20 protein-coding genes and 1 pseudogene are annotated in these 13,623 nt (G+C 63.8%); 19 read left to right on the forward strand and 2 right to left on the reverse strand.

What is annotated here, in order from left to right; all coding sequences use genetic code 11:
- The 15 genes and pseudogenes from B7R93_RS03160 to B7R93_RS03220 all read left to right on the forward strand — a co-directional run.
- Nucleotides 1–355 (forward strand): tyrosine-type recombinase/integrase (locus B7R93_RS03160; RefSeq protein ID WP_157942169.1); only part of this gene is annotated, 355 nt, incomplete at its 5' end.
- A 48-nt stretch (nt 356–403) separates the two neighbouring features.
- On the forward strand, nt 404–2,455 hold the full coding sequence (locus B7R93_RS03165; RefSeq protein ID WP_103019398.1) for a helix-turn-helix domain-containing protein: 2,052 nt from the start codon (nt 404–406) through the stop codon (nt 2,453–2,455).
- Nucleotides 2,456–3,278: 823 nt separating this feature from the next.
- Nucleotides 3,279–4,610 (forward strand): DnaB-like helicase C-terminal domain-containing protein, encoded by a 1,332-nt coding sequence (locus B7R93_RS03170; RefSeq protein ID WP_103019399.1) that lies wholly within the window; start codon nt 3,279–3,281, stop codon nt 4,608–4,610.
- A 41-nt stretch (nt 4,611–4,651) separates the two neighbouring features.
- Nucleotides 4,652–4,888: pseudogene (locus B7R93_RS16270) on the forward strand (CHC2 zinc finger domain-containing protein); the annotation flags it as partial.
- Nucleotides 4,889–5,515: 627 nt separating this feature from the next.
- A complete protein-coding gene (locus tag B7R93_RS15655; protein WP_232797955.1) occupies nt 5,516–6,424 on the forward strand; it encodes a toprim domain-containing protein in 909 nt (302 codons plus the stop codon).
- A 136-nt stretch (nt 6,425–6,560) separates the two neighbouring features.
- Entirely contained in the window at nt 6,561–6,839 is a 279-nt protein-coding gene (locus tag B7R93_RS03180; protein ID WP_103019401.1) for a type II toxin-antitoxin system RelE/ParE family toxin, read from the forward strand.
- A 48-nt stretch (nt 6,840–6,887) separates the two neighbouring features.
- Entirely contained in the window at nt 6,888–7,172 is a 285-nt protein-coding gene (locus B7R93_RS03185) for a HigA family addiction module antitoxin (RefSeq protein WP_103019402.1), read from the forward strand.
- Between the two features lie 80 nt (nt 7,173–7,252).
- Nucleotides 7,253–7,927 (forward strand): ParA family partition ATPase, encoded by a 675-nt coding sequence (parA, locus tag B7R93_RS03190; RefSeq protein WP_103019403.1) that lies wholly within the window; start codon nt 7,253–7,255, stop codon nt 7,925–7,927.
- Nucleotides 7,920–8,363, forward strand: coding sequence for a hypothetical protein (locus B7R93_RS03195; RefSeq protein ID WP_103019404.1), 444 nt, complete (start codon nt 7,920–7,922; stop codon nt 8,361–8,363). The genes parA and B7R93_RS03195 overlap by 8 nt, the downstream gene beginning before the upstream one ends.
- 130 nt (nt 8,364–8,493) lie before the next feature.
- Nucleotides 8,494–8,670, forward strand: coding sequence for a hypothetical protein (locus B7R93_RS15145; protein ID WP_157942171.1), 177 nt, complete (start codon nt 8,494–8,496; stop codon nt 8,668–8,670).
- Between the two features lie 137 nt (nt 8,671–8,807).
- On the forward strand, nt 8,808–9,341 hold the full coding sequence (locus tag B7R93_RS03200; protein ID WP_103019405.1) for a hypothetical protein: 534 nt from the start codon (nt 8,808–8,810) through the stop codon (nt 9,339–9,341).
- 4 nt (nt 9,342–9,345) lie between these two features.
- The gene (locus B7R93_RS03205; RefSeq protein WP_103019406.1) at nt 9,346–9,570 is read left to right on the forward strand and encodes a hypothetical protein; all 225 of its coding nucleotides are present in this window, start codon (nt 9,346–9,348) and stop codon (nt 9,568–9,570) included.
- 39 nt (nt 9,571–9,609) lie between these two features.
- Nucleotides 9,610–9,837, forward strand: coding sequence for a hypothetical protein (locus tag B7R93_RS03210; protein WP_103019407.1), 228 nt, complete (start codon nt 9,610–9,612; stop codon nt 9,835–9,837).
- 44 nt (nt 9,838–9,881) lie between these two features.
- On the forward strand, nt 9,882–10,157 hold the full coding sequence (locus B7R93_RS03215) for a hypothetical protein (protein WP_103019408.1): 276 nt from the start codon (nt 9,882–9,884) through the stop codon (nt 10,155–10,157).
- A gap of 13 nt (nt 10,158–10,170) precedes the next feature.
- Nucleotides 10,171–10,485, forward strand: coding sequence for a hypothetical protein (locus B7R93_RS03220; protein WP_103019409.1), 315 nt, complete (start codon nt 10,171–10,173; stop codon nt 10,483–10,485).
- 109 nt (nt 10,486–10,594) lie between these two features.
- Here B7R93_RS03220 and B7R93_RS03225 read toward each other — a convergent pair whose 3' ends face one another.
- Together B7R93_RS03225 and B7R93_RS03230 are read right to left on the reverse strand one after the other, a co-directional pair.
- On the reverse strand, nt 10,595–10,837 hold the full coding sequence (locus tag B7R93_RS03225; RefSeq protein WP_103019410.1) for a hypothetical protein: 243 nt from the start codon (nt 10,835–10,837) through the stop codon (nt 10,595–10,597).
- A gap of 79 nt (nt 10,838–10,916) precedes the next feature.
- Nucleotides 10,917–11,171, reverse strand: a complete 255-nt coding sequence (locus tag B7R93_RS03230; protein ID WP_198598567.1) for a hypothetical protein — start codon at nt 11,169–11,171, stop codon at nt 10,917–10,919.
- A 261-nt stretch (nt 11,172–11,432) separates the two neighbouring features.
- Between B7R93_RS03230 and B7R93_RS03235 the strand changes: the two genes are divergently transcribed.
- The 4 genes from B7R93_RS03235 to B7R93_RS03250 all read left to right on the forward strand — a co-directional run.
- Nucleotides 11,433–11,669: a hypothetical protein gene (locus B7R93_RS03235; RefSeq protein WP_103019411.1), complete on the forward strand. Its 237-nt coding sequence runs from the start codon at nt 11,433–11,435 to the stop codon at nt 11,667–11,669.
- 24 nt (nt 11,670–11,693) lie between these two features.
- Complete coding sequence (locus B7R93_RS03240; RefSeq protein WP_103019412.1) at nt 11,694–11,948, forward strand: hypothetical protein; 255 nt, start codon at nt 11,694–11,696, stop codon at nt 11,946–11,948.
- Nucleotides 11,949–12,021: 73 nt separating this feature from the next.
- Nucleotides 12,022–12,585: a hypothetical protein gene (locus B7R93_RS03245; RefSeq protein ID WP_103019413.1), complete on the forward strand. Its 564-nt coding sequence runs from the start codon at nt 12,022–12,024 to the stop codon at nt 12,583–12,585.
- A 230-nt stretch (nt 12,586–12,815) separates the two neighbouring features.
- On the forward strand, nt 12,816–13,623 hold an 808-nt coding region (locus B7R93_RS03250; RefSeq protein WP_103019414.1), incomplete at its 3' end, for a hypothetical protein.

Below are 13,623 nucleotides of genomic sequence, written 5' to 3' on the forward strand. Positions count from 1 at the left end.
CGACACGTGCCCGGTGCGGGCGCTTCGCCGATGGATGGACGCCGCCACGCCAAAAGGAATCGAAGAGGGACCGATCTTCCGTCCGGTCCGCAATGATGGAGCTGTTCCGTCGCGGGCCGTGACCGGGCAGACCGTTCGCAACGTCGTAACGGCCGCGGCCGATCGGGCCGGCCTAGACGACCCGAAAAGCTACGCCGGGCACTCTCTCCGGTCGGGATGGATCACCGAAGCGGCCCGGCGCGGGGCGCCCCTTACTCACGTCCAGAAGCACGCCGGCCATGCCGACAGCGCCCAAACGGCCGAATACTTCCAGCGGGTAAACCTCATAGACGACACGCCCGACGTTGGGTTGTAGCCGGCCGCTCCGACCTCGAACCGACACCGCAACGACACCGCTTCTGCTATGCCTGAAGACGACCCTTCCCCTTCGCCCCCATCCTTCGCCCGAAGCGCCCTCGACACGTTCGAGCTGGGACCCGGCGCCTCTACCCCGATCGGGGCGGGCGGCAGCGGATCGACCATTGAGGACATCATCGAGTTTTTCGAGGAAGAGACCGCCGCCCGGCTGGCATTGCAGGCCCTCGAACGAGATGAGATCGTTCCCCGCCTGAAAGCGGCCTTGCGCGAACGAGGGGGCGAGCTCCGCCGGCAGGTGGCGTCCAATCTTGCATGGGGCCTTTTCATCACGTACACCACGCGCTTTTCCGAGGCCCGGGAGGAAGAAAACTGGGAGCCGTTCGAGAATGCCCGCCTGGCCGGGGAAGGGGAAAGCCCCACCGAAGAGGCCCTTCGCGGCGCCGGCGCCGACACGTGGGCAGAGGACCCGCCGGCACCGCTCCAATCCATTGCCGGGGACCTGCTACAGCAGGACAGTTGGGCCGCGTGGGCAAAGCGCTGCGCTACGCCGGCGCTCCGGTGGGCGGCGTGGAACTTCCAGCAGCTCCACGACCCGCCCTCAAATCCGGGCGAAGCGGCCGGAGACTGGGAAGCCCGGTTCCGAGAGAAGATCGAAGCGGGGGAGCTGTTGGAGCCTGTGGCTCTTCTCTCGAAGACGATTGCAAACGCCGCGGTGGACCGCCTCAACGAAGCGGCCGACGGGGACGGACTATCCCCTCTTCAGATCGAACGCCTGTGGGGGCTTCACGACGAAGACGACGCGCCGGCGCCGCGGCCGGAGACTGAAGAGATGGACCCGGACCCGTTCCAGGGAGACCCGCCAATAACTTCACTGTTGGCCGATCCGTTTTCCACAACTGCAATCGACGTGCTCCGCGAAGCCGAGGGGAAGCCGGCCCCAACCTACGAAAAAGAGTGGGGGGAAGACAGCACCGGGCACCCGATCCGGGTGGAGCAATTGGGCAACCCATACGAAGGGCGGGCCACCTTCAAGGTGCAAGCGTTTGGCGAACCGGACCCCACGGCCGTAGAGGCGTCGATGGGGTGGAAGATGCTCGATCGGATGGACATGGACACCGTGTGGCTCCACTTGCTTCTTTTGGGCTACGCTTCTGCAACGCACCGCCGCGGGGACCGTCCCGTGATCCGCATTCCCCGCCGGGTTGTCGAGCGGGTGCTCGGGTTTCGGAACCGAAACGTGAGAATGGAAAAGCGGGCCAAACGGATTAAACGACACGTCGAGGCCCTGCAATCCATCTTCGTCCAGTTCCAGGAAGTACGGCGGCACGGGGACAAACTCCACTTCCGGGGCGACATGACGAGCGGAGCGCCCCTCTGGGGGCTCCGAATGGTGGCAAAAGGGCAACAGGATCTCTTCACCGGCGAAACGGTCGCGGACTGGCACCTTGAAGCCCGGGAAGGCATGTGGGCCGAAGAGTTTCTGCACAACCACGGGGGGCAATGGGCGCCTCTTCCAAAGGAGTGGTTCAAGCAAATCGACCGGCGGGGCAGCCGAAATTTTGCACAGCGGCTTGCGGTCTACCTCCTCTTCCAATTCCGCATCAACTCGAAGAGTGGAAATCGGGTGCGGAAATCCGCCCAAACGCTTCTGGAAGTATGCGGGGAAGACATGTCCAAGCCCCGATCCTCGAAACGGCGATCGGAGCTAAAACGGTGCCTCTCCAATGCCCTCGACACATTGGGGCGGGACTATGGAATTGAAGTCCACGCCGGCCGGGTCCACATGGACGAAACGAAGGGAATGAGTTTTGACGCCTGGAAAAAGCGTGTGGCAGCGTTCGATCCGCCCGCGTCAATGGACGGCCGCCTCTTCCAAAACGCCGAAGGCGAGGCGCCTCCGCTCCCTGACGTAGCCGGGGACTGGAAACCTAAACAAATTCGCCACCTTCGCACGGAGGTTCTGGACGAAACGCAGCCGGAATTGGGGGACCGCCTCAACGTGAGTAAACAGTACGTTTCGCAACTCGAACGGGGCACATCGGAGCCCTCCGCCCGGGTGCGAAAGATTCTCGATAGGCTCCAAGCACGCCACGAGTAAACCACGGTTCGGCAGTTTACGCGCCCCCAGGTTTACCCGACGGACAGGTTTACTTCACTTCCCCCGGTGGTTTACCTCGAAATACGCCGGTATTACCGTCTCTCTGCCCACGGAAACCGCTATGAGCACCGCTGAAGGCCGATTACAGAAAGTAAACCACCCCCGCGTACTTTGGGGGACGCACCCGCGTACTTTGGGGGACGCACCCGCGTACTTTGCCGAACCGGGCGAGACACCCCATTTCTGTAGACGTTTGTAACGCAAAGGTTTACCGAATCGGAGATCCGAAAAGTAAACCCTAACGGGGTTAACAGGGATAACCTTGCGGGCGGGCGCTCCGAACGGTCGCGCCGCCCGCGTAATAGGAAAAGCTGGAAGAGATAGAGACGGCCGACAGTGGTGCTGCATCAACCGCCGCCGGCACCACACAGCCGGGGACGCTTTCCGGCACTCACTCAGCCCCAAACCAATGCCGGAAGGCCCTGAACCAATGGAAATTGCTTCCCTCACTGAGCCGGACCCCCTCCCAGATGTGGACCTCGACGTTCGGGTTGACACCGTACCGGAGCGGAAAACTTTCTGTATCCTGTGCGGCATTCCGATGGTGGCCGATCCCGGTCCGGCCGTCTTTCTGAGCAGCGGACGGGAACGGGTATGCCAGCGGTGTACTCGCACGCACGACCCGGCAGTATGGAACGAGCTGAAGTGGCGGCGCCGTGATTGGCAGTCCGAAAGCGACTGGGGCCAATAGAGAAACCCCGACCGGGCTGCATCCCGGCCGGGGCGCGTGATCGACCCTGAACCAAAACAGAGACCGATCAAAATGGGACAGTACAACCACGCAGACGAGTACGTAGATCCGCAAACAGAGCGGACGGTTCTGGCAAGTCTTTCACAGGACCCGGAACTGTACTGGGAGCACGACCCCAGCGAAGAGCTCTTTTCTGAACACGGCACAGAGTTCGAGACCCGACAGGAAGCGATTGAAGCGGAAGTGGAGCCGCCGGCCGTGCCCGACGAATGGACGCCGGCAGACGACCCGAAGGGCGCATTCGACCGTCTTCGAGACTTGTGGATGCGCCGTGAGTTGGCAACGATCGGGGACGCGGTAGACGCCCGGGTTCGGTCCAATGAACCGGCCGGGCAGATCCTTCAGGACCTCGTGGAAGAGGCCGCCGAAGTTCGTGGGGAGCTGAAGGAGGGCGAGGCCGGTGCCCTTCGCCCGAACGAGGATGTGCTTTCCGACGTGCTTTCTGAGGCGGAAGAGGCCCGCGAACACTACCAGGCCACCGGGGACCCGATCCGTGGCGTGAAGACAGGAATTGGCCGTCTGGATGAGATTACCGGCGGCCTACAGCCGGGGCTTACGATTCTCTCCGGCGGCCCGGGCGTCGGGAAGACGACCCTAGCCCTTCAGATCGGGGCGGACGCCGCGTCGGAGGGCGTCCCGACCCTCTACGTTACGTTCGAGAACTCCCCTAGCCAGCTCGTGCTGAAGGGCATGGGCCGCGTGGGCGGCATCAACCCGAAAGACGTTCGCCGCGGCACGGTGCCGATGAACGAGACGCGAGAGGCGGCCGAAGCGTGGCGAAAGAAAGCCCGTCGGCTTTCGTTTATCGAAGGGCGTTCGGACCTGAGCCGTGGGCAGATCCGGGGCAAGGCCCGGCGGTGGATGAACCGCTTCGAGGCGGATCGGTGCCTCGTGGTGGTGGATTACCTTCAGCTCTACGCGAAGGCGTCCGAGGACCTGAGCGATTCGGACGGCCTTCGGGAGCGGGTGGAGCGCATGGGGCAAAGGCTCCGGGAGTTGGCGATGGAGCTTCGTTCTCCGGTGCTGGCTATTGCATCTCAAAACCGAAGCGCAAAGTACAGCGACGGCGGCCGGGCAAGCCTCGACACGCTCAAAGAATCGGGAGACCTCGAATATGGGGCGGACGTGGTGGCAATCCTGACGGAGCCGGACGACCGGCAGGCTACCGATCCGGCGTCTCCGGTAGACCTCACGGTTGCGAAAAACCGCAACGGAGAGACCGGCCGTGTGGAGCTCATTTTTCGGCCCGATCGGGGCACGATGCGGCCGGAGAGTTACCACGACGAAGCGCCCCAGGCTTCGGACGGGAAGGCGTCCCCAGGCGGAGACAGCGCCCCGTTTTAGCCGCCCTCTCCACAAGCCGGCGGCCCGGCCGCCCCAAGCCCATGAACGCCCACACGGAAACCGCACAGTTTGACGACATACAGCGCCGGCTTCGTCCCGGCGATGTTTTCCAGCGGTCGGAGCACGACTGGAAAACCCAAAGCGACCGCCGGTGGAAGGGATCATGCCCGTGGCACGAGTCCAGTTCGGGAGCGTGCTTCTCTGTGAACCCGGAGACGCTGGAATGGCACTGTTTCCACTGTGACCGCGGCGGCGGTCCGCTGCAATACGTGGCGGAGCTTCAGGACATAGGCAGCGGCGTCCACGGAAGCCTGGACGGGAAAGACTTTTTTCGGGCGTGGGAAGCGCTGTCCCGGCACGCCGGCTGTGAGGGACCGCCGGACTTCGGCAGCGACACGAGCGGCGGGCAAAAGAGCAGCGACTGGCGCCCGCTTCGACACAAGGGAACCCCCCAGAAGACCCGGAAAGAGGCACGGGCACCCCGAAGGGTTAAAAGCGCTTCCAATCCCTCGAAGGGTGGCGGCCGTATGTCTCGTGACACTCCGCCCCGTGGGCAGAAGCCAGAGCGGAAGATGAAGCACAACGAAGGGGAGCTTCGTGAAGCCCTCGTGGACTACAGAGACGCGCTGAAAACGTCGGACCGTGCCCAGGCTTACGTCCGCGGCCGCGGGCTGTCTGTGGAGACGCTGCGCGCCCACGGTTGCGGCTTTGCGGCACCAGGCGAGTGGCTAGACGACCACATCACAAACGAAGCCGGGAAACACGTCCACCGGGCGCCAAACGGCCGGATTGTGACCCCGCACACGACGCCTCGAAGCGACAGCTACGGAGGCTCCCAGAGCCGCCTTGTGTGCCTGTCTGGACGGGCTGTTCCCCCGTGCGATGATTGGCTTGAAAAGCGGCATGTGAAGGGCAACGATACGGCCCTGTTCAACGCCGGAGCGATAGCGACAGCTTCCGGTGGCGATTCCTTCGACCCGGCCGACCCGCTCGTGATCTGCGAAGGGCCGTTCGACGCGCTTTCGTTCATCGAAGCGGGCTGGGAGCGGACCGTTGCCCTGCACAACACGAAGGGCGTGCCGTGGGATGCGCTCCGAGGCAATGCCGAAACGCTCGTGTTCGCGTTCGACGTGGACCCCGAATCAGAGACTGGGCAGACCGACGCCCCGAAGCGTGCCCACGAAGCAACCCGGCGCGGCTTTGACGCCCACACGCTGCACGACGAAGACAGCTACGCTGGGCACAACGACCCGAACGACGCCTTGCAAGCCGGCGAACTGACGCTGGGCTACCTGGAAGAAATCGGGACGGAAGCTGTCGCTTTGGGCGGAGACGGAGCCGCCGAAGGCGGGGGCGAAGACCGCCGTTTTAAAAACAAACCTCATGACCGACGGGGAAGCGGCCCTAAAAACAACCCATGTAGCCCCGACGCTGAAGGCTCTGAGAGGCTCGAAGACGAGGGCGGTACGGAAGCGGACCAACCCCCCACGACACAGGCGACCGGCGGAGAGGTGGGCCGTGGGACCTACGAGCCGGCCGATCTTGCCGAATACTGGAACGGGACCGACGTTGGACACTTGGGGCGGTGGCTGTGGGAGCGGGGCGGCGTCCCCGAAGGCGACGTAGGCGCCGGGCTTTACGCGGATCGGGAGCTACACGTGTGGATCGAAGAGAAGCTGGAAGCCGGTTCCCAGGGCACGAGCGAACAGACAAAGACGCGGCTCCGGTGGGTCCTGTGGCGGCTGTATGCGGAGCACGGCCCCGAAGAGGTGCCGGAGGGGCAAATCCCCGTTCCGCCCATGCGGCGGGCGTAGGGCGCCGACTGCTACGCATAAACGGTAGACGTTCCCCGGGAACAGCCACCCTCTCCCCAAAGTTGACACCTAACACGTTACAGGTTACACTTCGGGCACAGGTTGACTGGCATACCGCCCGAAGCGAAGCCGCCCGATGATTCGGAAGATCCGCCACAAGGGGCTGAAAAAGCTCTACGAGGACGACAGCGCCGCGAAGGTGAATCCCGACCACGCAGGCAAACTCCGGCGGATACTTGCCCGCCTGGACGCGGCTTCGGCCCCGCAGGACATGGATCTGCCGGGCTACCGGCTCCACGGGCTGAAGGGGCAGCGCGAGGGCACGTGGTCGGTGCGAGTGTCCGGGAATTGGCGGGTGACGTTCCGGTTTGAGGGCGGGCACGCCACGGACGTAGACTTCGAGGACTACCACTGAGCCGTTCCCGATAGGTGCCACACAGCAACAGCCAACGAGGTGATTCCCATGCCGATGAAAAGTCCTCCACACCCGGGCGAGATCGTCCGCAAAGATTGCATCGAACCGTTGGAGTTGACCGTGACGGAGGCGGCCGAAGGGCTTGGCGTGAGCCGGAAGCACCTGTCCGAGCTCGTGAACGGGCGGGCCGGGATCTCTCCGAACATGGCAATCCGCCTCTCGAAAGCCTTCGGGGGAAGCCCGGAAAGTTGGCTGACCCAACAGATGCAGTACGATCTCCGGCAGGCCGAAGAGGAGGAAGACCCGGACGTGAAGCGGTTCGCGGCGGCGTAGCCCCGAGGTAGACTAAACCGCTTCTACCTCTACAACCTCATCAACGTATACGTTGAAGCAGTTGAAGAGGATACCCCTTCATGGCCTACGTTATCGCTGTCCTGAACCAGAAAGGAGGCGCCGGGAAAACCACTGTTGCCACGAACCTGGCAACTGCCTATGCCCGCCGCGGCCGCCGGGTGCTGTTGGCCGATAGCGACCCGCAGGGAACGGCCCGGAATTGGCGGAGTGCGGGCCCCAACTCTGGGGACCACGGCAAGGCGTTTCCCGACGTAGTGGGTGCCGATACGGCCGAAGCAGTCCAGACCGTGACCGGCCCCGAGGTGGCGGCCGCCTTCGATGTGGTGGTCATTGACGGCCCGCCCGGCGTCTCGAAAGGCGGCCCCGGTGAAGTGACCGTGGCGGCCTTGAAGGCCGCGGATCTTGTGCTGATTCCCGTTCGGCCGTCGGGGGCGGATCTGTGGGCCACGTCGGACCTTGCGGAGCTCGTGCGGGCTCGACAGGACGCGACAGGCACCCCAGACGCGGCGTTCGTCGTGATGCAAGCCGATTCCCGAACCAACGTGGCGAAAGAGATTGGCGGCGCCCTCGAAGAGCTGGGGCTTCCGGCGTTGGACGCCCGCTGTGGCTTCCGGGTGGCCTACACGAAGGCGCTGGGGAAAGGGCTGGCAGTGGAAGACGTGAAGCCGGGCGGGAAGGCCGCGGGGGAGATCGAAGCGATCCTGGACGAAATCGAGACCCGATTCCATGCCTGAAGACAGCGACCACGCAGAGGGAGACCTTCCCGATCCCGGATCGGGGGAGACGTTTACCGACCTCGACAGCCTGAAAGAATCCATTGCTGAGGGGCAGGGCGGCCCCGACACGACCGAACCCGATTCGGAAAGGGAGACCGGCCGGGAGGGCACCGAAGCCGACAGCGGCGAAACTGATGCCTCACAGAGCGGCGGTTCGAGTCCCCAGGGCACCGGTTCCGATACAGTGCGAATGACCTTCCACGTAGATCGGGAAACGGCCGAACGGTTGCGGAACGCGGTCTACTGGACGGCTACGCCCGTGACCCTTTCCGGCACTGCACGGGACGCCCTGAAGGCGGCCGTTCGGCAACTGGAAGAACGGTTCAACGATGGGCAGTCCTTCCCCGACCGAGACGAAGAATTGAAGGGCGGGAATCCGAACCTGAAGGGATAGGCGCCGGCACGCAAACAACCGCTTCAACCCCCCCAACAGTGACAACAACTACAACTTTAGTAACGTATACGTTGTGTGTGTTATCCCCCTTGACTGAGCCGCCACAACCGACCAAAACGACCCCGATCCGATGCTCGGAGACGACCCTTTCGACCGAAAGATCAACCGGAAATGGATTACCCGCGTGTGGGTGCTCCGGCACCCGCACTACAACTACCGGCACGCCCCTCCGAGTGCCGAGGCCGAGGAGTACGCTCGGCGCCAATCCAAGCTCCAGGGCCGGAGCTTCTCCTACCTCCTCAACTGACGGCCGCCCCATGCCCAACCCCGACAGGCCCAACCCCGAGCTCGCCCTCCTGCTACTGGTGATTCTATGCTCGCCCGTAGGCCCCTCAGCCGGCTACCTCATGCAACAGGTAAACCTCCAAAAACCCCGTGCAACCCATGCCGATGAATGACGACGCCCAACGCTGTACGGCAACGGCTAAGAGCACCGGCGAGCGGTGCCAGAACCCGGCCGTAAGCGGATGGGACGTGTGCCGGATGCACGGTGCCGGCTCGCCGAAAAACGGCACGACAGGAGGCGCCCCTCCGACGCACGGCCGCTACTCTGCGAAGCGGCGAGAGAGTCTCCAGGAGAAGATCCAAGCCTTTCGGGAGGACCCCGATCCGGCCGAGATGTGGGAGGAGCTGGCCCTCCTCCGTGCCGTCCTCCAGGAGTGGCTCGGCGAGGTGGACACGCTAGACGAGGACACGGTGGGCGTGATTCTCGACCTCCAAAACAGCATCCGGCGCACCCTCGACAGCATCAACAAAATTCGCACCCGCTCGGCACTGACGGCCGCCGAGGTGCAATACCTCCAGAGCCGAGTTGCGGACCTCTTCAAGTCCTACGTGCCGGAGGACCGGCGAGGAGAAGCCATCGGCGAGCTCAAAGAGATCACAGACCCAAGCGAGCCTCTCAACGCTTCCCAGTGACCCCATGTGTAGCTCCAGCGGCGCCCCCCTTGCTTCCTTCATAGATGGACTGGAAGCCCAAGTAGACGACACCGCCTCCGGCAGCACGGGCGGCGTGGTCTTTTACGACGCGGACGATCCGGCCGAGCCCGAGCGTTCGATCGAGGAGGACGACCGCCCCGGTACGGCGTTCTACTTTCCCCATGAGACGCCCATCGAAGAGCTGGAGGCCGGCTCCGACTGCGAATGACCCCGACGTGAGCACTCTTCTCAAAGACCCCATAGGCAAATGGAAAGCTCTTCCGAGCACCTTTTCTCCTCCAATGCCCTCTCCTCCCTGGTGAACCGCATCAAGCGGGGCGTTTCCGAAGAGGGGAACTGGACCCCGGCCGTCATTGGAAGCGCCGGCGAGGTGAGCCACAAGGGGGAGACGATTACCGAGGAGGAGCTCGCCCAAAGATGGGAGGAAAGCGGCCGAGCAGGACTGAAGGCGATCGACTTTCGCCCTCCCGAGTAGCACGAGCACTCAACTCACTTTTGCACGCAAAACTGACCGACCCCATGCCAACCGATCCGATGCCAAACGACTTCGAAACCCGCCTCCAGGCGGCCAAAGACGAGATCCAGTCTGAAGTTGAGGAAACCGAGGCCGAGCTGAACGACCTCCGCAAACGGCGCGGCCGCCTCAAAGGGCAAGATGCCCCCGAGCCTCGTATTGAGGGATGCGAACGCCGCATTTCGACGCTGGAGGGGCGCCTGGAGACCCTGAAAGACGAAGACCCTGCGGGGCGAGTAAACGACCCCGACCCGCAGCGCAGACGCTATCACTCACTTTAGACCCTACACCGCTATGCCAACGGCTAGCCAGCATCCCTTTTCGGACCTCTCCAATGACGAGCTGAAGGAGAAAGAGCAGACCCTCCGATCGGAAATCTCCCGCCTCGGCGACGCTCTGGAAGAGGAGCGCCAGGAAGCGCAGCGCCTCAAGAAGCGCCTCAGAAAAGGCGATTCCTTAGCCGAGGACATGCTCGACGACGTGAACGAGACGATAAATGAGCTCCAGGCCGATCGCTCCAGAAAGAGGGCTCGGCTGGAAAAAGCGCAGTCCATGCGCCGGTCTAGCGGCCGGGGCAAGAGCGCCTCGGGGCCGAATTACGGCGTCTAGTCTCGGAGCGCCCGCCCTCAGACCGAAAAGTGGGCGTGAAGCACAGAAGCCCGCCCCGAACGAACCGGGGCGGGCGAGACTGACGGCCGGCGAAAGTCACTTTGAGCCGTCACTTTGCGGCCTTGTGGAGCGTCTGTGCGGCCTCGTGTACCTCCTCTGCGCTTTCCTTCGTGCTTTGGAGGAAGTGGAGCATCACCCGAAGCTCCTCGGCGAAGGGACCCGGCACGTCTTTCAGATGCTCCTCCAGGCCCCAAAGGGCACTCTGGAGATCATCGAGGTGACGAGCAACGGTTCCCGATTCATCGACGGCCGTAATCCGCGTGGAGTTTAGATCATCGGTGGTGGTTTCCATTGGCTTGCGAGAGGTTGTGAGAGAGGGCGAGAGTACGCCCCGGCCGGACACCCGAGAGGCGACAGCCGGGGCGCCGGCGTTAGTTGAGCGGCGTGCAGCGCTTCCGGTACGCCTGGAAGCACGTCCGGGACACGGACACGACTTTCCGCGGCGTGACGAGCTGAAGGCGAGAGGCGCCGGCGAAGGTGCCTTTCTGAAGGACGCGGACCCGCCGGAAGGCCACCGGCAACCCGTCGGGGTTCAGGTAGACCCGGGCGTTGCTGTTCGCGTAGCGCCGGCCGTTGACCGTTTCGGCGGCGCGGGAATCACGAGAGGTGTTCTGAAAGTTGTCCATTGTGCTCACTGTGTTTGTGGGCGCCCGCTGTCGGCCATCCGTCCAAAGAGCCCGGCAGCGGGCTTTCGTATGTCGAGAGTGCCTGAACCTATCGGTTCACGGGGCGGGACCTCTCCCCTTTCAAGGCACTATCTGTTATCCGAAGGGGACAACATCGTTCCGGGGTGAAGTGTGAAGAATTGAGCCCGAACGGGAAACACTTTGTGCCACGGGACATTGCTATAAACGCACGTCGTCAATCCGAAAGACAAACTCAAAGACGTGGCTACACTCAACGCGGAAGAGCTCCGAAGCCGGGCCGAACGGGCCATAGAGCAATCTCCCTACACGCAAGCCGACGTGTCCCGCGAACTGGACGTGTCCCGGGCGTCGGTGAACCGGGCGCTGAAGGACACGAGCCCGAAGCTGGAAAAGCTACGGTGCCGGATTGTGGAGCTGTTGGAGCCGTACCGCGTGGAGCGGAAGCGGATCTTTGAGCTGCACCCCAAAGACGAATAGACCGCCCCGGCCGGGGCAATTGCCATGCCCGACGAAGGACACACGCTGAAACAGGACCTTGCGGCCGCCCGGAAAGCGCTGGGGCGCCTTCGGGACGCCTTCGAGCAAATGACCGGCACTCCCACCAACGTCCGGTCGAGGAAGGCCCTACAGATGCTCGACTCGCTTCGGGAGTGGGAGGAAGAGTTTGGGGCGGGCGCGCTGGAAGCACGTGCACAGGAGCACGAGGCGGAGCTGATGAACGAACATGGCTCCGCTTCCGACACCGACACCGAATAACCGTCCCCAAAGCAGGGCTGAACGCGAAAGCGACGGGCACCACACAGATTCGCCACAAAGCGACCCTGAACCAATGGCAAACGCCAACGAATCGCTCAAAGACGAGCTCGAACAGGAACGCCGCGAAAAGGAGTGGGCCGAAACCTGGAAGCCCCAGGCCGCCGGAGACATGCTAATCGGCACGCTCCAAGGCTACGACGAAGCGGAAACGGACTTCGGCAGCTACACCGTGGCCCACATCCGGGACGAAGAGGGCGTGCTTCGTGGGCTGTGGTTGATGCACAGCGTACTTCAGGACGAATGGAGCGAAGCCGATCCCGGCCGTGGCGAACGGGTGGGCGTGCAGTACCTTGGGAAGCGGAGCGGAGAGAACTACGATTACCACATGTGGACCGTGAAGGTGGACCGCCCCGAAGCCGCTGGCAACGAAAGCGGAGCTGAACGCGACAGCGACCGGCCGCCCCAGGAGTCTCGAAGCGAAGCTGAAAGCGGCGTCCCCGAGTTCGAGGGAGACAAGCTGTACGGCGAACCGGCAGTGGAGCGAAGTGCTAACACCGACGCGGCCGAACGTGAACCCAACGGAGACGCCGGCGGGGAATCGACCCTAGACGACCCGAACGGATCGCTCCCGTTTTGACACGGCGCTTTTGCATTCGGGGCACTGTCCGCCCCGATTCTGAGAAAGCCCCATGACACCGGGGCCGCTTCCACATATGGGACGCTGTGGGGCCGAATCCTGAGAAAACCCATGCGCCCCGGCGGCTGGACACCTTCCGGTATTTCCCGGTTCGGACAGGCATTCCGGTTAATTGGCGTTATCCTGTTCCTTCCCCTCGACGCACATATTCCGCACAGCACCCGCCCGAAATGACCGATACAGTCACCCCCGATTCGATTGAAGCTGTCGCTTCTGAGGCGGCCGGCGTACCAGAAGAAACAGCTTCCGTACCAACCGGCCCGATCGTAGAGCCGGGCGCCCTTCCCGCCGGTGTCACGCCGGAAGACGCCGAAGACCTCTCCGACCTCTGGAAACGGCACGGCATGGCTGATTCGACCCGCAAGGCATACGGCGTGCAGTGGCGGGGCTTTGTCCGGTGGTGCCGCGATAACGGAGCGACGGCGATTCCGGCCGCTCCGGCCGCCGTGGCGAAGTACCTGAAGGCGCGGGCCGACGAAGGCGCGTCGGTTTCGACGGTGAACCAGGCCCGGTGTGCAATCGGGAAAGCCCACGAGCACGCCGGCGAGGAGGACCCGACCGGGCGGCGGGCCGTCACCAAAACCGTCAAGGCCCTTCGGCGCCGGGACGGGACGCGCCCGGAGAAGAAACGAGCCGCCACGCTGGACGAAGTTCGGGACATGGTTCAGGCCACGCCGCCGGCCCCAGGGGAGCCGGTCCCCGACCCGTGCGCCGATCGGGCGAAGTACGCCGCCCACCTTCGAGGCATTCGCAACCGGGCCGTGTTGCTCGTGGGCTTTGCGACCGCGTGCCGCCGGTCGGAAATCGCTTCGATGGAAGCCGGGCACGTCACGGAGGTAGACGGCGGGCTCGAAGTCCTCATTCCCGAATCGAAGAGCGACCAAACCGGCGAAGGAATCACGAAAGGCGTTCCCTACGGCAGCGACCCCGACACGTGCCCGGTGCGGGCGCTTCGCCGATGGATGGACGCCGCCACGC

It is taken from the genome of Salinibacter altiplanensis, from assembly GCF_002894645.1.
Lineage (GTDB): Bacteria > Bacteroidota > Rhodothermia > Rhodothermales > Salinibacteraceae > Salinibacter > Salinibacter altiplanensis.